At 34.3% G+C, this 26,452-nt stretch carries 21 protein-coding genes; 14 read left to right on the forward strand and 7 right to left on the reverse strand.

Annotated elements, in window-relative coordinates; genetic code table 11:
• The gene (gene ribH, locus DAY19_RS04815; RefSeq protein ID WP_114706036.1) at positions 1-468 is read left to right on the forward strand and encodes a 6,7-dimethyl-8-ribityllumazine synthase; all 468 of its coding nucleotides are present in this window, start codon (positions 1-3) and stop codon (positions 466-468) included.
• A 156-nt stretch (positions 469-624) separates the two neighbouring features.
• Here ribH and DAY19_RS04820 read toward each other — a convergent pair whose 3' ends face one another.
• The 6 genes from DAY19_RS04820 to mfd form a co-directional block, all read right to left on the reverse strand.
• Positions 625-1,359, reverse strand: a complete 735-nt coding sequence (locus DAY19_RS04820; protein ID WP_114706037.1) for a TrmH family RNA methyltransferase — start codon at positions 1,357-1,359, stop codon at positions 625-627.
• Positions 1,356-4,163, reverse strand: a complete 2,808-nt coding sequence (gene uvrA / locus DAY19_RS04825; RefSeq protein ID WP_114706038.1) for an excinuclease ABC subunit UvrA — start codon at positions 4,161-4,163, stop codon at positions 1,356-1,358. The genes DAY19_RS04820 and uvrA overlap by 4 nt, the downstream gene beginning before the upstream one ends.
• 3 nt (positions 4,164-4,166) lie before the next feature.
• Complete coding sequence (locus DAY19_RS04830) at positions 4,167-5,009, reverse strand: PdxA family dehydrogenase (RefSeq protein WP_114706039.1); 843 nt, start codon at positions 5,007-5,009, stop codon at positions 4,167-4,169.
• Positions 5,009-5,917 (reverse strand): peptidylprolyl isomerase, encoded by a 909-nt coding sequence (locus DAY19_RS04835; RefSeq protein ID WP_114706040.1) that lies wholly within the window; start codon positions 5,915-5,917, stop codon positions 5,009-5,011. Before DAY19_RS04835 ends, DAY19_RS04830 begins: the two co-directional genes overlap by 1 nt.
• Before the next feature lie 90 nt (positions 5,918-6,007).
• Positions 6,008-6,814 (reverse strand): peptidylprolyl isomerase, encoded by an 807-nt coding sequence (locus tag DAY19_RS04840; RefSeq protein ID WP_114706041.1) that lies wholly within the window; start codon positions 6,812-6,814, stop codon positions 6,008-6,010.
• Between the two features lie 83 nt (positions 6,815-6,897).
• The gene (gene mfd, locus DAY19_RS04845; RefSeq protein WP_114706042.1) at positions 6,898-10,392 is read right to left on the reverse strand and encodes a transcription-repair coupling factor; all 3,495 of its coding nucleotides are present in this window, start codon (positions 10,390-10,392) and stop codon (positions 6,898-6,900) included.
• A gap of 152 nt (positions 10,393-10,544) precedes the next feature.
• Between mfd and DAY19_RS04850 the strand changes: the two genes are divergently transcribed.
• The 11 genes from DAY19_RS04850 to DAY19_RS04905 all read left to right on the forward strand — a co-directional run bounded on the left by DAY19_RS04850 (position 10,545) and on the right by DAY19_RS04905 (position 21,399).
• Positions 10,545-10,961, forward strand: a complete 417-nt coding sequence (locus DAY19_RS04850; protein WP_114706043.1) for an NADH-quinone oxidoreductase subunit A — start codon at positions 10,545-10,547, stop codon at positions 10,959-10,961.
• Positions 10,961-12,169 carry an NADH-quinone oxidoreductase subunit NuoH gene (gene nuoH, locus DAY19_RS04855; RefSeq protein WP_114706044.1) on the forward strand — a complete coding sequence of 403 codons (1,209 nt, stop codon included), beginning with the start codon at positions 10,961-10,963 and terminating at the stop codon, positions 12,167-12,169. Before DAY19_RS04850 ends, nuoH begins: the two co-directional genes overlap by 1 nt.
• 18 nt (positions 12,170-12,187) lie before the next feature.
• Complete coding sequence (locus tag DAY19_RS04860; RefSeq protein ID WP_114706045.1) at positions 12,188-12,721, forward strand: NADH-quinone oxidoreductase subunit J family protein; 534 nt, start codon at positions 12,188-12,190, stop codon at positions 12,719-12,721.
• Entirely contained in the window at positions 12,718-13,023 is a 306-nt protein-coding gene (nuoK, locus tag DAY19_RS04865) for an NADH-quinone oxidoreductase subunit NuoK (protein WP_114706046.1), read from the forward strand. Before DAY19_RS04860 ends, nuoK begins: the two co-directional genes overlap by 4 nt.
• A 22-nt stretch (positions 13,024-13,045) precedes the next feature.
• Positions 13,046-15,229 (forward strand): NADH-quinone oxidoreductase subunit 5 family protein, encoded by a 2,184-nt coding sequence (locus DAY19_RS04870; RefSeq protein WP_114706047.1) that lies wholly within the window; start codon positions 13,046-13,048, stop codon positions 15,227-15,229.
• Between the two features lie 18 nt (positions 15,230-15,247).
• Positions 15,248-16,780, forward strand: a complete 1,533-nt coding sequence (locus tag DAY19_RS04875; RefSeq protein WP_233500237.1) for a complex I subunit 4 family protein — start codon at positions 15,248-15,250, stop codon at positions 16,778-16,780.
• Positions 16,781-16,798: 18 nt separating this feature from the next.
• Positions 16,799-18,274, forward strand: a complete 1,476-nt coding sequence (locus DAY19_RS04880; RefSeq protein WP_114706049.1) for an NADH-quinone oxidoreductase subunit N — start codon at positions 16,799-16,801, stop codon at positions 18,272-18,274.
• A gap of 1 nt (position 18,275) precedes the next feature.
• Complete coding sequence (locus DAY19_RS04885) at positions 18,276-18,575, forward strand: hypothetical protein (protein WP_114706050.1); 300 nt, start codon at positions 18,276-18,278, stop codon at positions 18,573-18,575.
• A gap of 33 nt (positions 18,576-18,608) precedes the next feature.
• Complete coding sequence (locus DAY19_RS04890; protein ID WP_114706051.1) at positions 18,609-19,424, forward strand: hypothetical protein; 816 nt, start codon at positions 18,609-18,611, stop codon at positions 19,422-19,424.
• Positions 19,414-19,863, forward strand: coding sequence for a hypothetical protein (locus DAY19_RS04895; protein WP_114706052.1), 450 nt, complete (start codon positions 19,414-19,416; stop codon positions 19,861-19,863). Before DAY19_RS04890 ends, DAY19_RS04895 begins: the two co-directional genes overlap by 11 nt.
• Before the next feature lie 249 nt (positions 19,864-20,112).
• The gene (locus tag DAY19_RS04905) at positions 20,113-21,399 is read left to right on the forward strand and encodes a hypothetical protein (protein ID WP_114706054.1); all 1,287 of its coding nucleotides are present in this window, start codon (positions 20,113-20,115) and stop codon (positions 21,397-21,399) included.
• A gap of 70 nt (positions 21,400-21,469) precedes the next feature.
• Here DAY19_RS04905 and DAY19_RS04910 read toward each other — a convergent pair whose 3' ends face one another.
• Entirely contained in the window at positions 21,470-22,195 is a 726-nt protein-coding gene (locus tag DAY19_RS04910; protein ID WP_114706055.1) for a hypothetical protein, read from the reverse strand.
• Between the two features lie 8 nt (positions 22,196-22,203).
• Here DAY19_RS04910 and DAY19_RS04915 point away from each other — a divergent pair, with 8 nt between their 5' ends.
• The gene (locus tag DAY19_RS04915; RefSeq protein WP_133296885.1) at positions 22,204-23,208 is read left to right on the forward strand and encodes a hypothetical protein; all 1,005 of its coding nucleotides are present in this window, start codon (positions 22,204-22,206) and stop codon (positions 23,206-23,208) included.
• Between the two features lie 31 nt (positions 23,209-23,239).
• Positions 23,240-26,395, forward strand: a complete 3,156-nt coding sequence (locus tag DAY19_RS04920; protein ID WP_114706057.1) for a tetratricopeptide repeat protein — start codon at positions 23,240-23,242, stop codon at positions 26,393-26,395.
• Positions 26,396-26,452 lie beyond the last annotated feature (57 nt).

A 26,452-nucleotide genomic window follows, 5' to 3' on the forward strand; every position in this document is an offset into this window, starting at 1 on the left:
ATGCCTAGAAATTTAGAAGGTAACTTAAATGCATCAGGGAAAAAATTTGCTATTGTTGCTGGCCGTTTTAACGAGCTAATTACAAGTAAGTTATTAGGTGGTGCAATTGATTGTATTAAAAGACACGACGGAGATGTTGAAGATATGGATATTGCTTGGGTTCCAGGCGCATTCGAAATCCCACTTGTAGCACAAAAGTTAGCGGCTTCTAAAAAGTATGACGCTGTTATTACTCTTGGTGCTGTTATTCGTGGATCAACTCCACACTTTGATTTTGTTTCAAATGAAGTTGCAAAAGGTATCTCAAAAGTTTCACTTGATACTAATGTACCAGTAACTTTTGGTGTTCTTACTGTCGATACAATTGAGCAAGCAATTGAAAGAGCAGGAACGAAGGCCGGTAATAAGGGTTGGGAAGCAGCGATGTCTGCAATTGAGATGGCCACTTTACTTGGATCAATTGAATAAGAAAAATTACATTCAGATAAAAAATAAGGCCACTAATAATAGTGGCCTTTTTTATGGAAAAACGAAAAATGATTAAAAACTCTATCGGTGTGTGGTTAGAGCTTCGAGGTCTAAATTATAGTTAAACATGATTCTTGTCAGGTTAAAAATCCTGAATTAAAAGATAGAATGATAAAGAAAAATTGAAGCAGCACTTGCTGCATTTAAATGTGCAACATAGTTTGTGATAGGAATAAAAAGTTTTTTATCGCAAGCATCAATAACTTCACGATCCATTCCATTTCCCTCATTACCAATAATTAGACATGTTTTTTGCGGATATTTAAAATCTTGAATTGAAATTGCACCTTCTTCATTCGCCGTGGCAATAACTGTATACCCTAGTTCTTGAAGCAGTGAGATATCGTTAACAAGATTAAGTGATTTCGCAACACGCGCTTCAAAAGCATTACCCATTGATACTCTTATGCAACGTCTTAAATAAGGCGATGCGCTTTTAGCATCATAAATAATACTATCAAAGCCAAAGGCCATCGCTGCACGAGTCATTGTGCCGACATTTTCTGGTGATGTAACACCGTTAAATATAATGATACGATCACCAAGCTCTTTTATATTTTGAAGTCCAGTTGTTCTAACTTTTGCAAGAATTCCGTGATGTAATTTAATACCCGTTATATTTTGAAGTTCTTCTTTTGTTCTTATAAAGACTTGATCGCACTTATCATCAATAAGCTCTTTATTACGATCATAAAATTCTTTAGTTGCAATAATTTTTTCAACTTTGTGTTTTGATCTAAGTGCTTTGCAAACAACTTTTTCAGTTTCTGCAATACAGTAGTTATCTTTAATTAAATTCTTATCTTTAAGATTATAGAATTCATCAATCATTTTAAGATCCCCTTAAGAAAGCTTCCGGTATGTGACTCTTTACACTTTGCAACTTCCTCTGGAGTACCTGTGGCGACAATTGATCCACCTCTGTGGCCACCTTCTGGGCCAAGGTCTATAAGTTCATCTGCAACCTTAAGTACGTCAAGATTGTGTTCAATAATAATAACGGAGTTATTGCTATCAACAAGATTGTTAATGGCCTTTAAAAGAACATTAATATCTTCGAAATGTAGTCCTGTGGTTGGTTCATCTAATACATATAATGTATGACCTTTTGTTGACTTTGCTAATTCTCTTGCAAGCTTTAGTCTTTGGGCCTCACCACCGGAAAGGGTAGTTGCGGGCTGTCCAAGAGTCATATAACCTAGGCCTACATCATTCATTGTTTTTAGGATTCGTCCCAGTCGTCTATGGTTTTTAAAAAACTCATATCCTTCTTCAATTGTCATTTCTAAGATGTCAGCTACTGATTTACCTTTATATAAAACTGAAAGTGTTTCGTTATTATAACGTCGTCCATTACATTCATTACAAGTTACATAGACATCTGGTAGGAAGTGCATTTCAATTTTTTGCACACCATTACCTTCACATTCTTCACAGCGTCCACCTTTAACATTAAAGCTAAAGCGCCCTGGTTTATATCCTCTAATTTGTGACTCATTAGTTGCCGCAAATAACTTTCTTACATCATCAAATAGTCCAGAGTAAGTTGCTGGGTTAGAATGTGGAGTTCTTCCGATTGGCGACTGATCTAATTCAATAACAGTTTTAATTTCATCAAGGCCTGTGATTGATTTGTAATTTGCCTTTTCATAGATTGAACGATTTGCTCTTGATAGGTGGCTTTTTACTGCTGGTATTAAAACTTCGTGAATTAGAGTTGATTTACCTGAGCCTGAAACACCGCTAACACAAACTAGCCCTCCTAGTGGGAAGTTCACATCAATCTTTTTAAGATTATTATGTTGAGCACCTTTCAATTTGATATGTTTTGTTAATTTTCTTCTTTCTTGTGGGATCGGTATCGTTTGCTTGTGATTTAAATAATCAGCAGTAAGTGATTTCTTTTTTAGAAATGCTTTTGATGTGGCATGGGCAACAACTTCTCCACCATGTAAACCGGCACCTGGACCCATATCAATTATATAATCACTTGCCTTCATTGTGTCTTCATCGTGTTCTACAACAAGTACTGTATTTCCGAGATCTCTTAATTCTTTTAAGGTCTGTATTAAACGAACGTTATCTCTTTGATGGAGTCCGATACTTGGCTCGTCGAGAACATAGAGAACACCTGATAGTGCCGAACCAATTTGTGTGGCAAGACGAATACGTTGTGATTCCCCACCGCTTAGGGTTCTAGCTGAACGGTTAAGGGTTAGATAATCAAGTCCAACGTCATTTAAGAACTTTAGTCGAGAAGTGATTTCAGTTAATAACTTTGCCCCAATCTTTTCTTTGATACCTTCAAGCTTAAGTTTTTTAAAGAAGTCGTATGTTTCACTGAGGGGAATATCACATAATTCTATAATGTTTTTTTCAGCAATTTTCGTACTAAGGGCTATTGTATTAAGACGCTTTCCTTCACACTCTGAACATTTTTGAACTTTCATACTCTTTTCGAGCTCAACGCGTACTCTTTCAGATGTGGATTCTTTGTATTTCTTATTGAGCCAATTTATTAGTCCAGGAAATGGCTTTGAAAATTCAAAGTTTGAATTCTCAGACTTAAACTTGTAAGTATAAACCTTATCTGTTCCCTCTGATAATATCTTAAATATCTTCTTTGGCATTTTTGAAAGAGGCTGTTTAATATCGAAGCCTTCTTCTTTTAGCATGCACTCGACCATTTTATAGAGAAAGTTATTCTTCTTTGTCAGTAGGGGAATGGCCCCTTTTAGAACAGGTAGGGAGTCATCAAAGATTAACTCGCTTAAGACAAACTCTTTTGATTCTCCTAGTCCATTACACTTTGGACATGCTCCTACTGGGGAATTAAATGAAAAGAGTCTTGGTTCTAAATCAGGAAAGACTTCACCTGTAACATGAGACATATTGATTTCTGAGTATGTGTGAAATTCATCATCAATCATAACGTGGATGATCCCCATCCCTAATTTTAGGCCAAGTTCAACAGAGTCTGTTAGACGCTTTTCGATGTCGGGTTTAACAAGGATTCGATCAATTACAACAAGAATTTCATCGGTGGCCTTGAGTGACTTTATTTCGCTACTATCAAGTAGCATGATTTCATCATTTACTATAAATCGTGAAAATCCCATCGAAAGATATTTGGCCATTTGTTGCTCTAATTCTTTCTTTGTTTCATCAGTTATTTCTACCGTAATATGAAGTTTGGTTTTTTCAGGTAACTCCATTAAATCTCGAGTGATTTGACCTGGAGTATAGCTTATAACTTTTTCTCCATTATTTGGGTCGTAGAGATCTCCAACTCTTGCATAGAGAACTCTCATATAGTCATAGACTTCAGTTATTGTTCCAACAGTTGAGCGCGGATTCTTATTAGTTGTTTTTTGATCAATTGCAATTGCTGGAGATAGCCCTGTTATTGACTCTACATCTGGAGCTTGTTGCTGACCTAAGAATTGCCTTGCATAAGATGAGAGAGATTCGATATATCGACGTTGTCCTTCAGCATAGACAGTGTCAAAAGCAAGTGAGCTTTTACCAGATCCAGATGGCCCAGTGATAACTGTTAATTTGTTCTTTGGAATATCAATCGTTACGTCTTTCAAATTATGAACACGTGCTTTTACAATTTTAATTTCATCTTTCATTTTCTATACCTTTAGGGCAAGTTTTAATACGTAGTAACAGCCCATATAGTTAGCACAATCTTTTCCATAAAGATCGAAGGCCGTGCCATGGTCAACACTAAGTCTTAGAAATGGTAAGCCTAGTGTGATATTTGCACCTTTTGATTTGAACATTGTTTTAAATGGTGCAAGTCCTTGGTCGTGATACATATACACAAATAATTTATCATGAGCAAAGCAGTCATTAATAAAAAGTCCATCAGCAGGTAGTGGACCACTGACTTTCTGTTTAACTGTTAAGCCTTTGATGGCATTTGTGACTTCTTTTTCCTCATCACCGAGTATACCACCTTCACCGGCATGTGGGTTGATACCACTTATGATAATTTCATTTAAATTGCCGAAGTATTTTGTGTAGTTATCAACGCAGATATTGATTTTTTTGTGAATAAGATCAGAATTTATTTTGGTAGGAACTTCTTTAAGAGGTATATGATCTGTAATAAGTAAGACGTTTGCCTCATATGATTTAAAGAACATAACGATATTCTCGTTATTATATCTCTTTCTAAAGTACTCTGTATGGCCTGATACATTTTTACCATTAAAGAATAATTCATCCTTTGTGGTTGGCATTGTCACTAATATATCGTTTGGCCCACATTTATTACATGCAAGTTCTAAAGCATTGTGAGAATAGGGAGCCTTTACAGCTGTATAGCTAAGAGATGAAGGGAGCTCTTTTGTAAATTCTTCACCAACAAAGAGATGAAATTGTTCTTGTTGTGCCGATGATAGAAGAGAGTAGGCTTTTAAGAAAACCTCAAGGCCAATTCCCTTCTCATGTCCAGCTGTTACATAGATCATTAGTATGTTTTAACGTAGTGATTCGATTTTTCTCTTTCAAACCACATTTTTGTAACTTCCTTTGCTTTTCTCTCATAGATTTTGGCACGGATTTGTGGCTTTGATTGTTGATAAAGTGATGATTCAACAACATCACGTGTTTTTACGTAGAAGATATGTGTAGCACCCATCATTTCAATTGGCTGAGTGAATTCACCTTCTTGTGTTTTATTTAAAAGACGTTGCAGCTTCTCTGTTAGGCCATCAGCTGTAATGTCTCCAAGAGTTGATGTTTCGATCGAACCATACTCATTTGGAAGTGGTCCACCTTTTTGGAATGATTGCATCGACTTTCTAAAATGCGCATACTTACTCTTTGGTACAATTGAAGGGTCAATTGAGAAGTCCACAAGTGTATAACGATATGAAACAGTCTTATTATTTACATTTTGCTTAAAGAATTCATTCTTTATCTCTTGTTCACTTACAGAGATGAGAGGAATAATAACAACTGAATTAAAATGATTAAATTCAATCGCTTCTTTGTTAAGTTCAAAGAATTCGTCAAAATTTGTATTATTCTTTTTTAAGAATGCAATTAGATCTGCACGACTAAGGCCAAGGCGTTGTTCTTTTCTTTTAATTTCTTTCTCAACTGTAGCGTCTGAAATTACATATCCTTGCTCAGCAAGTGTAGAGCGGATGATGAATTTTCTTATAAATAACTCAGCAATTTCTTTATCTGTGAAATTTTCTTGTTTGTAGATAAAAGGAGAAATGTTTTGACGAATAGGGAGTGATTTTTTAACTCGATCGATCATTGATTTTGTAATGATATGATCATCAACAACGGCCGCTATTTTATCAAGAAGTTTTGCATTGATATTTAATGTTGAAAAAGTAAGGGCCAGTAATAAAAAAAGCCTCATGAACACCTCTATTTATCGTTCTTAGTATCATTATTTACTAGAACAATAATTTATCGTGCCCATGAGGCTTGTGCAAATTATTTGCGCTATTTACTTTAGTTTTTCGTCTAAAATTTTAATTTTTGCTTTTTTACGTAAGTTCTCGAAATAATTAGCAATGATTTTATCTCTCTTTCTATCGTAAACAAACTTTTTATAAACACCCATATTGATCTCATCAAATTTCTTAACTCCTAGAACCTTTACAACATGGTAACCAAGTTGAGTTCTAACAGGGCGTGTAATGTATCCATCTTTTTGGCCTTTAATTGCTGCAAAGTATTCAGGTGCCATAAAGAATGCTGGTTGGTACCCAAGGTCACCACCTGTATGAGCATTTGGCGCTTGAGAATACTTATTAGCTAATTCAGCAAATTTAGTTGGCTCTTTTGTAACCTCTGAATGAATTTCAAAAATTTTCTTTTGTGCTGCTTCAATCTCATTTTGAGATGGGGCAACGCGAACTCTTAGAAGAATATGAGCAGTACGATATTCAGGATATTCTTCATAGAATTTTTTAACATCCTTATCTGTCACTTTAATTTTCTTAAATTCATCTTCAAGATCTTTAGAAACTTGTGCGTTAAATAAAACTTCATTCATTTTTCTTTTAACGTCTGGATCATTTTGAAGCTTTGCTTTTTTTGCTTTTTCTAAACCTAGTTTCTTATTGATAAGATCAGTTAGTACACGCTTCATTGTTACTGGGTCTTCAGAGACAACATATTTATTAAGAAGATACGCTTGATCAAGCTCTTCTTTTGTTATCTTTTCGCCATTAACTTCTGCAACGATCTTTTTAGGGGCAGCTTGAGCTCCTAAAGTGATTAGTAAACCAAGAATGATTTTACCGAACATATTGATATCCTTTTCAAATTATTGAAATTTAGTTCCTTCTTTATCTTAATTGTACCAAATTTATTAAAAACTTATAAATTTCACTAAGATGGAACTATTTTTTCCGCAATTTCCTGACAGAACTCGACTAAAGAGCTCGGAGATATCGTCGTTTTATTGGTAAAAATCAACTTAAAGTCTGGTGTAAAACGATATTTACGTGGCATACCAAGAAAGTTGTTTAAAATATTATTTCTAAGCTCTTCATTGGCCTCAACCATGTCGCGATCAAATTGAAAAATGATTGAATTATCCATAAGTTGAGCAGATTTTATTCCACATGGCATCAGATATGAACGTGCTTCAAGAATTGCTATCAATTGATTAAATTCTTCAGGACCTGGCCCGTAGATATCAAAGATTGTTTCTTTTAGAGCTGTGATTTCATCAATTGATGTGGAGTTTGATAGTTGCTTGTAATATTTAAGTCTCTCACTCGACTCACTGATAAAGTGAGCTGGAATGAATGCCGCAAAAGGAGTATTGATTTCAATATCCTTTTTGATGATTTTCTTTTCTCCTCGCAATTCTTGAATGGCCTCAGTTAAAAGTTCCATATATAGTTCGAGACCAATTGCTTCGATATGCCCTGATTGATGAGCACCAAGTATATCTCCGGCCCCGCGAATCTCAAGATCACAATTTGCAATTTGAAAACCACTTCCCATGTCTGCATAAGTTTGCAGAGCTTTTAATCGTTTGGCCGCAACCTCTGTAATATTGCGATTATTTGGAACAACAAAGTAACAATAAGCTTTTTTATCAGAGCGTCCAATGCGTCCACGTAATTGGTGTAATTGAGCAAGGCCATATCGATCGGCACGATCCACAATCATAGTATTTGCATTTGGAATATCAATTCCAGATTCGATGATTGTTGTGGAAATTAGGATCTGGTAAGCACCGTTATAAAAAGCAGAGATGCGTGATTCAAGCTCTTTTTCCGGTAGCTGTCCATGAGCGTAAACGATTTTGGCATCCGGTACTAGCTCTCTAATATATGCAGTATAGTTTTCAATATCTTGAACTCGATTGTGAACAATAAAAACTTGTCCACCTCGTTTAAGTTCTCGATTAATTGCCGACTGTATAGTGTGATCGTCTTCTTTTATAAGATAAGTTTTAATCGACTGCCTTCTTGGTGGGGCGGTCTTAATTAAAGCAAGATCTTTTAAACCTAAGAATGAAAGTTGTAGTGTTCTAGGAATTGGTGTTGCAGTTAGAGTTAAGAAATCAACTGATGATTTTAAAAGTTTTAATTTATTCTTATGGCCAACCCCAAAGCGTTGCTCTTCATCAACAACAACAAGACCTAGGTCTTTAAATTTGATCGTTTTACCCAGGAGCTTATGTGTTCCAACGATAATATCAATTTCACCCTTTTCAAGTTTTTCTTTTGTTTCTTTTTCATCTTTACCAGTTTTAAAACGTGATAAGTAATCGATACGAACAGGGAACTTCTCAAATCTTTTAACAAATGAATTATAATGCTGAAGAGCTAGAACTGTTGTTGGAACTAGTATTGCAACTTGTTTTCCATCAAGTACTGCTTTAAAAGCTGCACGCATAGCAACTTCCGTCTTTCCAAATCCAACATCTCCACAAACAAGAAAGTCCATTGCGGACTTTGCCTGCATTTTATCAATTACTGAATCAATAGCATTTTTCTGATCAGGAGTTTCATTAAATGGAAATGATAACTCAAACTCTTTATAATCATGGTCAGGTGGTGAAAATGAAAAGGCTTGTGTTGACGCCCTTTCAGCTTGTAACTTTAAAAGATCAAAAGCTAGTTTTTTTACAGAGTCTTTAGCACGTGCTTTAAGCGCAGAGAATTTATTTGTCCTTAAACTATCGACATTGACCTTGACCTCACCACCAGCGTGCTTTTGGATAAGGTTCATTTTATAGATAGGAACAAAAACTTTATCGTTACCTTTATAAAGAATGACAAGGTAGTCGGATTTTGAACCGCCAATATCCATGGCCTCAAGGCCTAAGTATTTTCCAATACCATGTTTAGAGTGGATGACATAGTCGCCTTCTTTTAGTGATGCTAATTGTTCAGCAAAGAGATCAATATCTTTAATCTTAGAAACTTTTGCTTTATCTCGACGAATAGCAAAGAGATCACTGTCTGAGATAACTAGTAATTTATCGCTAGGGTAATAGAATCCCTCTGTCAGTTTGAAATTAATAAAATCAATTCTACTTTGTATTTCACCAGACAATTCAAACATTTCAATTAAATGTTTGATCTCATTTTTTGAATTATCATTTTGAATAGTAAAAATAATTTTACCTGAATATTTAAAGTCGTTTTTTAAATGATCAAATAATCCAGATAAGAACTCTTTTTTTGAGTGATAATTAATATCAAACTTAGAGATATAAGACTTAAAAGGTGCAAGACCTAGATCCACTACATTAGTATCATGATCAATTTGAGCATTAATATTTAGATGATTTAAATTAAGAACATTCTCTTTACGTAAACGATCGATAGTTGATAAGTCATAGAAATATTTTGGTGAAGGAAGTAGTTCTTCAGTTTCTTCAAAATCTGTTGATAATTCATCATAATAATTTGTGAGATTGTCTTCTGTATTATCTCGATCAAAAACGATAGTTAACCAGTTCTCATCAATATAATCGAGTAATGATTCTGTTTCATTTGGTTTAAAAAATAATGGTGTGTAGACGGGGTGATTTTCAAAGAGCATTCCGTTTGAAAGTTTTGAAAATAATTCATTTCTAGCTTCAAGAAGTTCTCTTTGATTGGCCCTTGGTCTTGGTAGATTATCGCGAAGATTATTTGAATAATGAGATTCACAAAAAATCGAAGGGCCTGGAGTAATTGTTAAGCTTTGAACTTTTTTGTCTTTAATTGTTTTTAAAGTCTCTTTATCGATTTCAAAAATTTCCTCAATCATTTCATCAAAGTAGTGAATACGTATAGGGTGCATTCCTACTGGATAGATATCAAAGATTTCACCTTTTTTAGAAAATGTACCTTGCTCTTCAACAGTGAATGAAGAAGTGTAGCCAAGTGATACTAATTTTCCTGCCAATTCATCAGGAGAGATAATATCTGATTCTTCAATTTTAAAAGTTGTTTCATTAAAAAATTCTTTTGGAGGTACTTTCAAAGATAATGCTTCTATTGATGTAATGACTGTTAGGTCACTATTTTTTCTTGATATTATTTTTTTTAATGCTGAGTGTCGGGCAAGTTGTGCACTTTCTGATGAATACATTCCAGAATATGGTGATGCGTCAAGCCCAGGATAAAAAACAAGATTTATTTTTAAAAAACTAGATTTTACTAATTCATAATACTGTTCAGCTTCATCTTGATTTTCGAAAATCAATAAATTTGGTGGATGATCATAGCTCTTATTTTGATTAAGTAAAAACTTGAAGAACGCCCAGTACTCCCTGTTTATACCATCAATAGTGAGGTCATGTTGCTTAGTGTCTAACCAAGATAATAGCTTTGTGCGCAGTGGTGTAAATAAATCCATGTCGTTTTTTAACATAATTTCATGTCATGAAAAAGAATTTATGCATTGGCCCATGCGTTACTAAATAGAAGATATTACTCAAAAAAAGAAGGGCCAATTTATTTCCAAAGTGCTAGTAATCGTGTAATATTTGGAAACTTACTTTACTTATACATGGAGAATTATCGATGTCGCAGAACTTTGACGTCTATATGCCGGTGTTAATTTTAGCAGTCGTGGCAGTAGTGGCTTTTGTTGGTACATTGCTTGTTGGTCGTTTAGTAAGACCAAATAATCCAACGGAACTTAAGCAAACACCTTATGAATGTGGTGAGGAGCCAACAGGCGCAGCGTGGTCAAACTTTAATGTTCGTTTCTACGTTATTGCCTTAGTCTTTCTTATCTTTGACGTAGAGGGCGCTTTGATGTTTCCGGTGGCAACAGTTTATAAAAACTTCGTCGACATTGGACAAGGTGGTGCAGTTCTTGGATCACTACTAATGTTCATCATTATTCTAAGTTTAGGTTTAGTTTATTGCTGGAAAAAGGGTGACCTTGATTGGGTTAAGTCTTATGAAGCAAATATAGATGGGAAGGATAAATAATGAATGAAACGATAGTATCGTATTTATCACAAGCTCCTGGCTTTTCTATGGCCGTTGATGGTTTATCAAAGCTACTAGGTTTTGATGCAACTGGAGTCGTAACTTTTTTAATCTTCTTAGTTTTTTCACTTGTGATTGTTGGTGCACTTTCTGCAGTAGGTGGTCTTGGGACTTATGCTGAAAGAAAGATCTCTGCCGATCTACAAATGAGACAAGGTCCAAACAGAGTTGGTCCTTTTGGTATCCTTCAGTTTTTAGCTGATGGTGTGAAGATGCTTTTAAAAGAAGATGTTGTACCACGTGATGCAGATAAATTTATGTTTAATCTGGCACCGATGATGGCACTTGTTGGTGTATTCATGTCACTAGCAGTTGTACCATTTTCAAGTGGCTTTACTCTTACACATTTAAACGTTGGTGTTTTCTACTTAGTAGGTGTTAGTTCACTTGTTGGTGTTGCTATCTTCCTTGGTGGTTACGCTTCAAACTCAAAGTGGTCAATGCTTGGTGGTATGAGAGGTGCTTCACAAATTATTTCTTATGAAGTTCCAGTAACACTTTCGCTTCTTGCAATTGTTGTAATGACAGGTTCTCTTTCATTTAAGGGAATAACGGAAGCTCAAGGTGGTCTACCTCATCAGTGGTTTGTTCTACACAATCCATTTACTTTTATCGGTTTCTTTATTCTTTTCATTGGTGTTTTAGCTGAGACAAACAGAGCACCATTTGACCTTCCGGAAGCTGAGTCAGAACTTGTATCTGGTTACCATACAGAATTCACAGGTATGAAGTTCGCATTCTTCGCACTTGCAGAATATATTGAAGTATTTGTTGTTTGCGGTGTTGTTGCTGCTCTTTTCCTTGGTGGTTATCAAGTACCATTTGGACTTGGGACAGGTGAATTCGTAAACAAACTAGTTCCAGCCGCACATCCTATGATTGGAAAGCAAGTTGGAAACTTCTTACAACTTGGTTCTTTTGTAACTAAGACTTTACTACTTTATTACGTTGTAATCTGGATTAGATGGACACTACCAAGAATGAGAGTTGACTCTCTAATGGTACTTTGTTGGAAATATTTAACTCCAATTGCACTATTTAACTTAATTGGTTGTGCTGTATGGCTTTATCTATTTAATGGTAAGTCAATGTGGGCAATCCTTGGAAAAGTAATCGCATCTGCATCAGCTGGTGCGGGCGGACACTAATATTTAAGGATATTTGAGATGTTTATTAACACAATGTTTTTAATTTCAGCTGCGGCAACTATTATAGGAGCATTCCTAGTCGCCGTTTCTAAAAATTTAATGCATGCATGTATTTTCCTTCTACTTTCTCTTTTTGGAGTAGCTGGGCTTTATGCAACTCTAGGCGCTGACTTCTTAGCAGCAACTCAGTTAGTTGTTTATGCAGGTGGTGTTGTAATTCTTATGCTATTTGCCATCATGTTAACTGGTGGTATTGAACAAGCTTTTAATAAGTTTGGACTTAAGAAAGTTGCAGCCATGGGAACAACAAAAACTTATGCAACAGCAGGCTTTATGATGATTGTTATGAGTTTTGTTCTAATGAAGATACTTGCACCAGTTCTTAAAGTTCAAAAGCATGTTGAGCTTGAAGGTATTAAGCCAACAGTAAATGAGATTGGAACTAAATTAATTACAGACCATGTTTTAGCTTTCGAAATTTCATCGATTCTTCTACTTGGTGCACTTGTTGGTGCAGCTGTAATTTCTAGACCAAGGAGAATTAGAAAATGATTACACTAACATCATACTTGTTAATTTCTTTTTTCTTATTCTTGGCCGGTGTTGCGGTTATGGTTGCAAGAAAGAATATTATTGCAATCATGCTAGGAATTGAATTAATTCTAAACGCTGCAGGTTTAAACTTTGCGGCTTATACAAGATTTGCAAACCAGAATATTGACGGTCATATAATGTCATTATTCATTATTGTTATTGCTGCAGCAGAAGCGGCAGTTGGTTTAGCGATTGTGATTCGTTTCTTCCAAGTTAAGGATACGATTCACATTGATGACGCTACTGAACTACAAAGTTAATTAAGAGATATAAGGGAAGAAAATGGATTATACGATTTCTAGTATTGCTCCAATTGTTTTACTACCGTTCTTTGCTTTCGTAATTAATGCATTTATTGCATCACGCTTTACGAGAACGGCCGTTGCAATCAGTTGTGCAGCAATCGCAGGTTCGACAATTTATGCGTGGAGAATTTTTAGCGATTTCGTTTTTGGAACGTATTCAGCTAACTACCACATTCACAAAGTATTCACTTGGTTTGACCTAAATGGTGGTGGTCAAGAGTTCGCAGTTAAGATGGGATTCTACATCGATAATATGACTGCTGTTCTAGTTATGATGGTTACGGCCGTTGCAACACTGATCCACATTTTCTCAACTTGGTATATGAAAGATGACATGAACTACGGTAGAAACGGACGTTTCTTCACTTATATGTCACTCTTTACTTCAGCAATGCTTGGTCTATCACTTTCAGATAACTTACTTTCAGTATTTATCTTTTGGGAGATCATGGGATTCTGTTCATACTCACTAATTGGTCACTACTATGAAAAAGAAGTTGCTGGTGCAGCTAACGTAAAAGCTTTCATGACAACAAGAGTAGGGGATGTTTTCTTCCTTCTAGGTATTGTTGCTCTTTGGACTGTTGTTGGTTCAGTAAGTTTCGTAGATCTTTATAATGCAATCGATGCTGGTGGATTAGTTGGCAAGGCCGTTATTGGAATTCCTTTAGCAACTTTTGCTGGTATGTGTATCTTCATGGGGACAATCGGTAAGTCAGCTCAATTCCCTTTAAACGTTTGGCTACCGGATGCGATGAATGGTCCTACTCCATGTTCAGCACTAATTCACGCTGCAACAATGGTTGCTGCTGGTGTTTATCTATCTTTAAGAATCTATCCACTTCTTGATGCTGGTGGACTATTAACTTTTGTTGCTTATATTGGTGGTATCACTGCTTTCGGTGCAGCGACTATCGCTCTTGTTCAAACAGACTTTAAAGCGGTTCTTGCTTTCTCAACAATCTCACAACTTGGTTACATGGTACTAGGTATTGGTGTTGGGTCTTATAATGCTGCTTTCATGCACCTAATTACTCACGCTGTTTTCAAGGCTTGTTTATTCTTAAGTGCAGGTTCTGTTATTCACTCACTTCATGATCACCACACACATGCTCACGTACAAGAAATGCCGAGAATGGGTGGTCTAAGACATAAAATGAAATTCACTTGGTTTGCAATGTGGTGTTGTACTCTTGCAATCGCAGGTATTCCTTTCTTCTCAGGTTTCGTATCTAAAGATAGAATCCTAGGAGATGCATTAATTGAAGCACTTCATTCACCAGTTATGATTGCTCCAGCAGTACTTGGTTTCATGGGTGCACTTCTTACTGCATTCTATATGTGTCGTATGATGTTCCTTGCTTTCCACGGTAAGCCAAGAGACAAAGAAGTTTACGATCACTGCCATGAAGAAAAGTTTTCATGGAATAGAAACCTTCCACTATTACTACTTGCTGTATTTACACTAGGTGTATGGTTCTCAGGTTCTTTAACAGGTCAAGGATTTGTTAAGGTTGCTGATAAGGCAAACGGTAAATATGAGTGGTTCCAAACTTTAATTCAAAAGCCTAAGAAAGGTCAGTTTGAAAATTATAAGAGAGAAGCTCTAGGCTCAATTGATGTTCGTGAAAAAGGAACATTTACTAAGTCTAAGTATGACTCTACTTACGGACTTTCTGAAGAAGAAGCACATCACATTCACCAGGTTCACTATATTGGTGCTGGTATGTCGATTGTAATTGCTTTTACTGGTGTATTCATCGCTATGATGATGTATCTGTGGGGTAAATGGAATCCAGGATTCTGGGTTAATACATTCAACCGTTACTACAGAACACTTCAGGGTAAATACTTTATGGATGAGTTCTATATTGATGGATTAATCAAGAAAGGACTTCTTCCATTTAATAACATATTAGCTAAATTTGACATGGGATTCTATGACAGATTTGCAATTGATGGTTGGGCCGTAGTAACTCGTTTTACAATGAGAATTTCGGCTTGGTTCGATAATTTATTTGTCGACACAATTATGGTTGATGGAACAGGTGCAAGTGTACGTCTTTTTAACGTTATCTTGAGAACTATTCAGAACGGAAAGATCCAGTTCTACATCGCAATTATATTTTTAGTACTATTTGGTTATATTTTAGCTTTATAAGAGAATTAAGGAGTTACAGTGAACGCACATTCTAATCTATTAAGTTGGATTCTGTGGATGCCTATGATCGGTGTTCTTGGGGTACTTTTATTACCTAAGGCAAAAGAGACGGCAATCAGAGTATGGTCATTGATAAATACTGTGATCACACTTGTTTTATCAGGTTGTCTATATTTAAAATTCGACAATACTGTTCCAGGTATGCAGGAAATGTTTACCATTAAGAAAGCATGGATCCCGCAGTTTAATATTTTCTATCACCTTGGAGTTGATGGTATTTCACTTCCAATGGTTCTACTGACAGCGCTTTTATTTGCGATCTGTATCCTTTCTTCTTGGACTGTTAAGAAGCAAATTAAAGGTTACTTTGCATTACTACTAATGCTTCAGTCGACTGTCTTTGGTGTTTTCTTCGCATTAGACTTCTTCCTATTCTATGTTTACTGGGAAGTAATGCTTATTCCAATGTTCTTCTTAATCGGAATTTGGGGTGGAGAAAATAGAGAATACGCAGCTGTTAAATTCTTCTTATATACATTCTTTGGTTCAATCCTAATGCTTGTTGGTATGGTTGCTCTATACTTCGTAACAGGTCAAGGTGTTGACTCATTCAATATTCTAGCTCTTTCTGGTGGTAAGTTTGTAAACGAAACTGTTGAACTATTCGGAATGGCCCTGCCATTTGCAAAAGTATTCTTCGTAGCACTTTTCATTGGTTTTGCTATTAAAGTTCCAGTATTTCCTTTCCATACTTGGCTACCACACGCTCACGTACAGGCACCAACAGCGATCTCAGTTATCCTTGCCGGTGTACTACTTAAGATGGGTACTTATGGTTTCTTAAGAATTGCGTTCCCAATTTTCCCATCAGCTTCTGTTTACTTTGCAGATGCTATTGCGTGGCTAGGTCTTATTAATGTTATTTACGGTGCATTCTGTGCCATGGCACAAAACGATGTTAAGAAACTTGTTGCATACTCTTCAGTTTCTCACATGGGATTTGTAATGCTAGGTCTTGCAGCAATGACTGTTCAAGGTATGAATGGTGCTGTTCTACAGATGTTCAACCACGGTACTTCAACTGCAATGATGTTCCTTCTTATTGGTATTCTTTATGAAAGATCACACCACAGATGGATCGTTAGACCAGATGGAACAAAAGGTTTTGGTGGTCTTTATACACAACTTCCAAAATACTCAATTGTTTTCATCATCGCGATGTTTGCATCAATGGGTCTACCAGGACTTTCAGGTTTCATCTCTGAAGCTTTAATTTTCCTAGGGATCTACGATAGATTTACAACAATCACTGTAATTGCAGTTCTTGGTCTACTATTAGGTGCAGCTTACTTACTATGGATGTTCAAGAGAATGTTCTTTGGTGAAGTTATTGAAGAAAATAAATCTTACACAGATATGAATGCTAGAGAAATCTTCTACATGCTTCCACTTTGTGTGGCAGTAATTGTATTCGGTATTTATCCGTCTCCACTACTGAACATGATGAAGGCTTCTGTAGGTAAACTAGTTTCATTATTAGCGACTTTTTAATAGTCAATAGGTGAAGTGATGGCTTTAAATTATTTAGCGAGTATCTCACATTATATTCCGGAGCTTTTAGTATGCTTCACGATGGGGGCCTTAATCCTCATCGAAGCTACTTACGGAAATGATGATAAGGGTAGCTCGAAAAAAATGTTTTACTGGAGTTCGATGATTGGACTTTTATGTGCTCTGATTTATCAAGTTAAAGGTCTTGGTACTGATGCAACACATATTTTTACAAAGTCTGTTGTCATGGACCATTTCTCTGGTTTTGCTAAGATCGTTATGATCTTAAGTACGGCAGGGGCAATTTATCTTTCTAAAGTTTCTAAAGATCTTTATGAAGGTACGAAAGCTGAGTTTGGTATCTTAGCAATGGGAATCTTAGTTGGTGGTATGCTTCTAGCATCTGCAAACAATATGCTAATTTTCTTTATTGGTATTGAAACACTTTCAATCCTTTCTTATGCAATGGCAGCTCTTAAGAAAAATGATGAGCGCTCTACTGAAGCAGGTCTTAAGTATGTACTATATGGTGGTGCAACTTCAGGGATGATGTTATTTGGTATGAGTCACATCTTTGGAACTCTTGGAACAATTAATTTCTCTGAGATGATCCCAATGATGTCTGCATTAACTGAAGATCAAATACTTATTCTGATTCCTTCGTTCTTATTATTCTTTGTTGGTATCGGATATAAAATTGCTTGTGTACCATTCCATATGTGGTCACCAGATGTTTATGAAGGTTCACCTCTTCCAGTAACTGCTTTCTTCTCATTAGTTCCGAAGTTTGCAGGTATCGCAGCATTTACTAGATTAACTCAAATCTTCTTTGCAGGGGATGTTGGGATGCTTAAACATTCTTGGATCTTCCTATTGATGATGGTTGCAGCGCTGACGATGACAGTAGGTAATGTCTCTGCAATTGGACAAAGATCAATTAAGAGAATGCTAGCTTTCTCTTCTATCTCACACGCTGGTGTAATGATGTTAGGGGCCATTGTTCTTGGTGAAATGGGTGCAACAGCTATCCTTTTTTACGCGGTAACATACCTTTTCATGACTCTTGTAGCATTCTATATTGCTTCATTTATCCAAGATCACTATGGTAATGATCATATCGATCGTTTTGCTGGTCTTATTAAAAAGCATCCATTTGCTGCAATCGCTATGACAATTACAATGTTCTCATTAGCAGGTCTTCCACCTCTAGCGGGATTCGTTGCAAAATTTAATATCTTAGCTGCAGTTGTTCAGCAAAAGTACTATGTACTAGCTGTTATCACTGCTGTTAACTCAGTTATCTCGCTTTACTACTACATGAAAGTTGTAAGAGTGATGGTACTGAAAGATGCTGAATCAGATGAGAAGGTTGCAGGTCTTGGATTTGTTAATCAACTTATTATTGGTGTTTACACTGCACCAGTACTGATTATTGGTATCTTCTGGCAAAAGTTACTTTCTCTTGCCAATGGAGCCCTGCTTCTAATTAAGTAGTATGGAATTAGTACTACTGACAACTACAATCTTATTTTTATTACTTGGGGTAGTCTTAGGCTACCCTTTGTTTTTCAAGCCAAAGAAGTCTGGCGGCCCATTTCGTAAAGTTCATAACGAAACTAATATTGCGAATTCAAATATTGTCCCTTTAAAATCTGTGTTTAAATACGCGATTGTATTTCTAGTTCTTGCAATGATTACAGTTATTATTACAGGTGCAGGAAACTTAGAATTTTATAAAGAAGCGTATTCAATATTGGCCGGCCTTGCTACAATTTTAATATTATTAATTTTATAGTCTTTTAAGAAATAGGGATGGTTCTTGGAGTTAATGATAACTTTGCCACTATGGCTGATCTTAATTCAATTTGTTGGTGCACTTGTAAACTCACAAGACTTTGCACCTACATACAGTCTCAAGAAGTATCTTATTGCATCTCATAAAGCAGAAGAAGTAGATGCTCTAAGTTTTAATTCTTTTTTTGTAATACTTTTATCTGTTTTATTTTTTCAAACATTATCAATTTTCTTTATATTAACAAATCAGCTCTCTTATATTCTTCCGTTCTATTTCATGATGATAATTTCAACGATTTTCTTAGGGATTTATCGTTTTAGATTATCATTGATAAGAAGAGAGGTTATAGAGATTACACAGATCACTTTGTCGCAGTTAATTTTGATTAGTATCATTGTGTTAACTTGGTTCTTAGTTCAGTCTGATTCAATTATTTTAAGGTCTATTTTCCTACTGCCATTGTGTATCCTCTTTTATTCAACTGAGCTGCAAATGATAAAGTCAGGCTCAATTTATTCAGATAAGAAATACTTAGAAATAAAATCCTCATATATAAGATTGTTATATCAATGTGGATTCATCCTTTTTGTCATAAGTTTGATACTTACGGGAAGCGACTTTTCAAAACTAATTATTTCAAAGTTTAGTCCAGGCTATATCCATTATGGAGCTTTAACTGTTTTGGTAATCGTATTACAGGTTATATCAATTATTTTGAGTAATATATATATTAAGTTTCAACCTCTAAGGGATTATCAAAGTTTGATAACTTCTTCTAAAAAGAGAGTGTTAACTTCATTTTTTATTTTTGTAATCTTTTGTAGTTTAAAGGCTTTTAATGTTTTCTAATATTATCATTATATTGCTTTTCATATTTGCGGCTTTTTCAAAAGGTCGCTACACAATGATGCTCTACTCCGTTGCCCTTTCATCTTTGTTGGTAAGTTTGATGGGAGTGTCTTCAACTGTACTTATTTACTTTTTAGGTCTATTTCTTGTTATTTTTATTCTTCTTATAACATTAATAGAATATTGTTTTCCCACAACTCAAGTAAAGTTTAAAAAGTTTTCTTATACGCCTTATATACTATTTACCATTATCTTACTGGGTGTTTTCTCAGTTAATATTTATCATTTAAATAATGATAATAATCTTATTAGCATAATCAATAACTACAATGTTGATACCCATATTAATTGGCCAATCCTATTAAAGTTTTGTGTTTTATTAGTATTTACTGCATTTCTGTCACTAGTGAACCTAAATGGAGATGAAGAGAATGCATAATATCGATACATTTACACTCCTAACAATTGTTTTTGTTATTAATATCGGAGTTTATTTATTTACACAGAGATTTACAAAGAAGCTTTTTTCTTTGTTTTCAAATATTGCAATCTTTCTTTTACTAATCGACCTTAGAGTTCAGGAGTCTATATCTTTAAGCGATGGTGTTATGCTTTTTATTTATGTAGCCCCAATCTTTCTTCTAATAAATTCTCTGTTTAAGGAATTTCGTGTAAGACAGGGGGCAAATTGATTTATTTTAATGTCTCTTTATTCTTACTTACTCTATTGGCGGTTCACTTCTCATCAAAGATTAATAACTGGGGACGCTCATTTATTTCCTTGATACCTATACTTTCGATTGTTGTCGTATATTTTTCTGGTATGGAGATAAATTACCTTAATTCTATTTTCCCGTTCATTTTATCTTTTTTAGTTATTGATGAAAAAAAACGAAATGTTTACGAAATTTTGCCATTTGGAATCTTACTCTTTCCAATTGATATTAATATAAAGATTATAGCTTTTGCTTCTTGTGTATATCTGAATTTAGGTAGCTATAAGAAACAGTCGCTTAATATTCTTAAACTTGCGATTATCGCATTTATTACGCTCGTTGATAAAACTTTGGCTTTTAAATACTTATTCTCTGTTTATTTATTATTATCTTTTTTAGACACTGATAATAAGGACTTTGCGATTACAGATGGAGTGATTCTTTCTTACCTACTCACTAGTGATATTCAGTATGTAACACAAAACTTAAACCAATTCTTAATTGGACTCTCTTTTTTAATCTTTTTGAGCTTATTAAATAAAGAAAATATTTTTAAGATCATATTTGTATTAACTGCAATCGTGAGTGTTTTCTTAAATTCTGAATCTCAATTAATGGGTCTTATCGTTTTTTATTATATGATTAGATCTTTTCAAACATGTATAAAGATTTCTGCTAGGGAAATTGCGGTTTTTGATAAGTATGTTCTAGTTAATGCTTTATCTCATCTTGGGTTGATTGGAATTCTAGCAATGTCATTTTCAACTCAAAATCCATTCTTTATTGCTCTGTCAATTATACTTACTTTCTTTGTTTATATTTTAGGTAGCGATGAATTGACCTCATTTGAGATGAGTGGCAAATGGTATGAAAGCTTTTATTCACTTGTTTTCTTTAGCGTTTTTGGCTCTCTTTTGTTCCTACTTTCAAGTAAGGCGTTTTCTATTAATGACCAATTCTATCTACATGCAATTTCATCTTACTTAGTGATAGGTATTACGTTTATCGTGATTTGTTATAAGTTTAGAGCAATGATTGAGCCTATTTCGACACAATTACATTTATCTAATAAAAAACGACTCATTTATATGAATAATATTTTTTATAATGAGAGAAGATTTCTTGCTCAAAATGATCAAGTAGTTAAAGGAAAGAGTATACTGTCACATATTTCAGTACCATATAAGACAGTAAGAACGATTAGTTTAATTGTTACGGCCATTTATTTCTTAGTTTTAATTGTGCAGGTGGCAGGATGAAGTATAAGAATCTTATTATATATTTAGCTGTTTTAATTGGCTCAATTCTTATTTCATTTTTCTTAAATGGCTATACTGTGGAAACGCCGTTTCCGTATTTTAGTATGTCTTTTAAGTTTGGACTTCCAACAATTGTTGGAACATTAATAGCCGCAGTACTTATACGAGAAGAAAGTTTTTTAGATAGAGTTATTAGTCTGCCTCTTTCAGTGTTTGCATTCTCTTCAGCAACTATTTTGCCTTTTGTTATTTTTACAGGTGCATTTTTTGCAATTTTAAAAATTGAAAATGTAAAATTCTTATTATTTGCAATTTTGAATTTATTAGCTCTTTTAATTTTTAAGAATGACATTGTTATTAGTAATCTAACTTTTGTTGTATCTGCTTTCTTAATACTTTCATTTACAAAAAAGATATCATTATTAAATTTATTTCTATTCCAATATTTTGTCTTGTTGGATATTAATTCAACGATTAGCTCAGTGCATGTATTCTTGATTCCATTTTGTGTTCTTTTACTTCTTTTCTTATATATAAGAGGAAAGGTTAGAAACTCTATCAATGTTATGGCCTTGGCCTTAATTATTCTATCGGGAGATGTAACGTTATCGGTGATATTAACATCATATAGCTTACTAGGTATTTCTATATTATTTGATAAATATCGTTCAAAAGAAGAGAAGATAATAACTTCTAATGTAACAATTGCTACAATTATAATTTCAATGTCATTTTTATCAGCGCAATCCTTGTTAATACCACTAATTGTGGTACTTACTGTGTTTGTTGAATACAATAAGAATAATGTGGAGGTTAATCATGCAGTCTAACTTCTATTTTCTTCTTCTGCTTTATCCAGTTATATATTTCTTAAATAACTTCCTTATTAAGGTTACTTCAATTAATTCTAAACAGAGAACATCTGTATTAGCTTTCGTATTCTTATCATCATTTTACTTTCTATTTAGAGATTTCATCTTTTCTTCTGTCGATAGAAGTTATTTTGCTATATGTTCAGTTTCATTTTCACTATTCTTTTTAAATAGTCGTGGAAATTCGCGAGTATTATTTAAGGCCATTACATTATTATGGTTTTCTCTTTTTAATATATGGAACTTCACGGGTGTAACAGATATCGTTCTTTTACTTGGGATGTTTTGTTTTTTTGATACTGATAAGAAAAGTGAGCATAGCTTATTTTATAACCTATCGTGGATTATAATTGCTGTAGTTTATTTCTTTGTTAAAGAGTTTCAAGGTGGAGAACTTGGAAGTCTCTTTTATGAAATACTTTTAGTGGTTTCTACTCTTTTATTGGTTCCAAAAGAGAAGGATTCACCTTTTCTTTCTATTCTCCAGTATATTTTCTGCTTATCTGTTTTAAATCGATTTATAGCTTTAAATATAGAATTAAGTCCTTATTTCTATCTATTATTTCTCTTTCTACAAGTAGCATTTTCATTTATTAAAATTGATGAGAAATACCAGGCCATTCAATTGATGTCGATTTGTATGGCCAGTGCAATTATCTTATTACCAGTATTTGGAATTGATAGTTTTTATCAACTATTTTTAATAGTTTATCTTCTTGTTTTTTCTTATAAGTCAAAGCAGTCAGAGATCGTTGCCAAGTTATTGAGTATTGTCCATGTCCTTTATTTATTTTTAATTGGCTATGTCGCATACTTACACAATACTTACTTAACGAATTTACAGCTACTTTCAGTGATATTCTTGATTGTTACACTCGCTTATCGTCAAAACCTATTTGGTATTGTGCAAAATAGTCCACGCAAAGCGATTGTTTGATTTAATTTCAATTACTTAAGATAATAGTCATATGATTAAGTTTCGTGTCAAAACCAAGTCGAACAAGGTTTTGGGCCCTTTTATATTCTCTGAACTAGTTGAATTAGGCGAAAAAGATGCTATCGATCAAAACTGCCTTTTTCAGAAGTTTCCTACAGGAGACTGGGCACCGGTGGGTGCAATTCCAGAGCTTTCAAATCTCTTTGAAAAAATAAATTCAGATGAACCTTTAAAATTAAGTGAGAATACTGACAAAGATGAACCTCAAGAAGAGGTTAGATATGCGCAAACTGATAGTGAGCAAAAGCATCACACATTAATTGGTGAAGATAAAACAGAGTTCAATGAATTCAAGTTCTCTAAGGATAAGAAGCTCGATATTAACTACGATGAAATCGAAGAGAAGTTTAAGGCCAAGAAAGAACAGGAAGAAATTGAAGCACAAAATGCAGGTGTTGAGAAAACAGTAGTTGTTAAAATGCCAGCTTTTAAGTCACCAGAGAAAGAAAGTGATGAAATAGAAAAAACAGTTGTTGTTAATAATCTTCAAGATGTACTTGATGAATCTGATGATGAAGAAGATGAGAAAAAAGAGAAAGCTGAAGAGGTTGTAGAGGAGCCAGAAGAGGTTGTCGAGGATGATGCAGCTACAGCTATGTTCAATCTAGAAGAGCTTAAAAAAGAGCAATTGCCAACTAAGACTGAAGATTACAGTGACTTAGAATTAAAGATTAAACAAGAAGAGAGAAACCTTAAAAAGAAGGGGAAGCCAAAAGAGCAGCCTAAGCTTGAGTCTAAAAAGACAAAGAAAGAAGCCAGTAATAAGAGAAGAAATCTTACGATGGCCCTTTTCTTAGTTGTTACCCTCATTTTTTTAATGCCTGATGAGAAGAAAGATATCGAGACAGTTGTTGTTCCAAAGATTGTCTTTCCTGTCGCAACAGAGGTAGCAGCTCCAAAGAAGGCCCAAGAAAGCTATATTGCGGGGCTTAAACTATTTCAAAAAGATGATTATATCTCACGCGTAGCTGCGGCCCAAAAGTTCTATGAGTCTCTACGTTACAAGTTTAACAAGAACCCAGCATCAGGAAAACTTATTCATGTTTATAGTGATTTGTTGATAGACACTCAAAAAACAAAGAAAGCTGGGCAAGTTATTTCTAAGCTTTTGCGTATTGAGGAAAGTAAATTATTAAATGATATTGATGTTGTAATAGGTGCAGCACAGTTTTATGCCTTTTTTAAAAAGTATGAAACAGCAATCTTTACAATCGAGAGATATAATTACTTAAAGTCTAATAAACCCTCTGTAAAACTATTTTCAATATATCTAAATTACCTATTAAAAGCAGGGGAGTTAGACAAAGCAAAAATCGTTTACGAAAAACTAAGTGGCGCTAAGGTGAAAACAGTAGAGTCAATCGATGCAATGGTTAATTACTTACTACTTAATGAAAATAGTACCGATGCTCTTAAGCTTATTCAAAAACATGAAAATAAGTTTAAAAATAATTATCGATTCTTAATAGTATATGGAGAGCTTCTCTTAGAGCTTGAAAAAATGGATACCTTAAAGAAAGTTGGTGCTATTTTAACAGCAAAATATGGTGGGGGATCTCCTTATAATTTTGCACAAGGTCTCAAGTTTATGGGATTTGTAAAAGCATATGATAAGGATATCCAGGGAGCAACGAAGCTTTTTCAACAATCATTAAAAATTTATGATGATGAATCTCTTAGAGACACCCTCGCTACTTTAGACGTTGCCGGAAGTGATCTAACACAAAAGGTTATTTCAACAAGTAAGATTAAAGTTCTGATTAGACAGTCTAAAGATGAAGCTATGCTTCTAAATTGGGATCGAGCATTTGAATTGGCCCTAAGAGCAGTATCTTTAGATGAAACAAGTATAGATGCAAAATTATATTTAGCTGAGTTACAAGTTAAGCGTGGATACTTTGATTTTGCTATAAAGACACTTACAAAGCTAAGAGCACTTCACCCTGTTAATCCTAGAATCAATTATGCTCTAATTATGGCAAATCTGAAGTCTTATAAGAAAGATGAGGCCAAGAGATTATTATCTGCACTTTCAACTAGTGAGGAATTTAGAGAAACATTTGAATTTCAAATGCTACTTGCTCATTATTATAACCTAATTGCTAATGATAAAATGGCATTTGATAAATTTAAAGCAGCTTCTCAAATTAACCCGTTAAGTGATGAAGCATTCTTTGAAATGGCAAAGATTGCATTTAAGAATAAAAAGTTTAAACAAACAAAATTATTCTTAAATGAGGCCATGAGTTTAAACCCTTCAAATATTGATTATAAAATTCTTAATAGTAAGGTTTTATATGAAACAGATGGTGTAAGAACTGCCATTGGTTACTTAAGACAGGAGCTTCTCGAGCATAGAGATAACCCTAAGTTATATGGTCAGATTGCAGTTTATTATTACCGTGATCAGGACTTTGAAGCATTTAAAGAAATGAAAGAAGTTCTTGATCGTCTTAATAAAAAAGATGGTGCACTATATGCATACCTAGTCGAGGTTTCTGAAATAGAAAGAGATTATAATGACTTGGTTGAAAATGCTTTAAAGTTACTTGTGTATGAGCCAGGAAATTTATTAATACGTGAAAAACTTATCATTACTTATATTCATTTAAAGCAATATGCGAATGCAACTAAGCATATCAATATCTTAGAAAAGAGACTTCCTACTTATCCTCGTATTAATTACTACCGATCAAAAATATTCTTTGAGCAAAATAATTATAAGCAGGCCGAGGCATTTGCTAAGAAAGAGATAGAAATGCATCCAAACTCTGAATATGGGTACTATATTCTAGGCGAAATTTATTTAAGGGCCAAAAAAGTTCAAGAGGCCAAGGCAAATCTTTCTAAAGCTATTCAGATTAATAAACGCTATTTTGATGCGATATTTTCAATGGGGAAGCTTACATTTCAAACACGTGAGTTTGTGCCTTCTCTGCAGTTCTTTCAGCGCGCATACCGCTTAAATCCGACTGATGCAGACTTGAATAAGATGATGGGTTTCCTATATAAAGAGCTTGGACAACCTAATCTTGCTATCGATAAATTTAATCGTTATTTAACATTAAGTCCTAACGCGCTTGATCGTAGAAATATTATGAGCTTAATAAATCAATTAAAGCGTTGACAAATGTATGCAAGAATCTTAATAATATATCTCACGAATGCAAAATTTGTATTTTGC

Source organism: Halobacteriovorax vibrionivorans, assembly GCF_003346865.1.
In the GTDB taxonomy this organism is placed as follows: Bacteria; Bdellovibrionota; Bacteriovoracia; order Bacteriovoracales; family Bacteriovoracaceae; genus Halobacteriovorax_A; species Halobacteriovorax_A vibrionivorans.

Coding starts and splice junctions, on each gene's coding strand:
- mfd (WP_114706042.1), bottom strand. CDS start 10,392: ATGTTAAAAAACGACATGGATTTATTTACACCACTGCGCACAAAGCTA.
- DAY19_RS04870 (WP_114706047.1), top strand. CDS start 13,046: ATGGATTATACGATTTCTAGTATTGCTCCAATTGTTTTACTACCGTTC.
- DAY19_RS04820 (WP_114706037.1), bottom strand. CDS start 1,359: ATGATTGATGAATTCTATAATCTTAAAGATAAGAATTTAATTAAAGAT.
- DAY19_RS04880 (WP_114706049.1), top strand. CDS start 16,799: ATGGCTTTAAATTATTTAGCGAGTATCTCACATTATATTCCGGAGCTT.
- nuoK (WP_114706046.1), top strand. CDS start 12,718: ATGATTACACTAACATCATACTTGTTAATTTCTTTTTTCTTATTCTTG.
- DAY19_RS04835 (WP_114706040.1), bottom strand. CDS start 5,917: ATGAGGCTTTTTTTATTACTGGCCCTTACTTTTTCAACATTAAATATC.
- ribH (WP_114706036.1), top strand. CDS start 1: ATGCCTAGAAATTTAGAAGGTAACTTAAATGCATCAGGGAAAAAATTT.
- DAY19_RS04840 (WP_114706041.1), bottom strand. CDS start 6,814: ATGTTCGGTAAAATCATTCTTGGTTTACTAATCACTTTAGGAGCTCAA.
- DAY19_RS04895 (WP_114706052.1), top strand. CDS start 19,414: ATGTTTTCTAATATTATCATTATATTGCTTTTCATATTTGCGGCTTTT.
- DAY19_RS04860 (WP_114706045.1), top strand. CDS start 12,188: ATGTTTATTAACACAATGTTTTTAATTTCAGCTGCGGCAACTATTATA.
- DAY19_RS04850 (WP_114706043.1), top strand. CDS start 10,545: ATGTCGCAGAACTTTGACGTCTATATGCCGGTGTTAATTTTAGCAGTC.
- DAY19_RS04830 (WP_114706039.1), bottom strand. CDS start 5,009: ATGATCTATGTAACAGCTGGACATGAGAAGGGAATTGGCCTTGAGGTT.
- DAY19_RS04885 (WP_114706050.1), top strand. CDS start 18,276: ATGGAATTAGTACTACTGACAACTACAATCTTATTTTTATTACTTGGG.
- DAY19_RS04920 (WP_114706057.1), top strand. CDS start 23,240: ATGATTAAGTTTCGTGTCAAAACCAAGTCGAACAAGGTTTTGGGCCCT.
- uvrA (WP_114706038.1), bottom strand. CDS start 4,163: ATGAAAGATGAAATTAAAATTGTAAAAGCACGTGTTCATAATTTGAAA.
- nuoH (WP_114706044.1), top strand. CDS start 10,961: ATGAATGAAACGATAGTATCGTATTTATCACAAGCTCCTGGCTTTTCT.
- DAY19_RS04890 (WP_114706051.1), top strand. CDS start 18,609: ATGATAACTTTGCCACTATGGCTGATCTTAATTCAATTTGTTGGTGCA.
- DAY19_RS04915 (WP_133296885.1), top strand. CDS start 22,204: ATGTGGAGGTTAATCATGCAGTCTAACTTCTATTTTCTTCTTCTGCTT.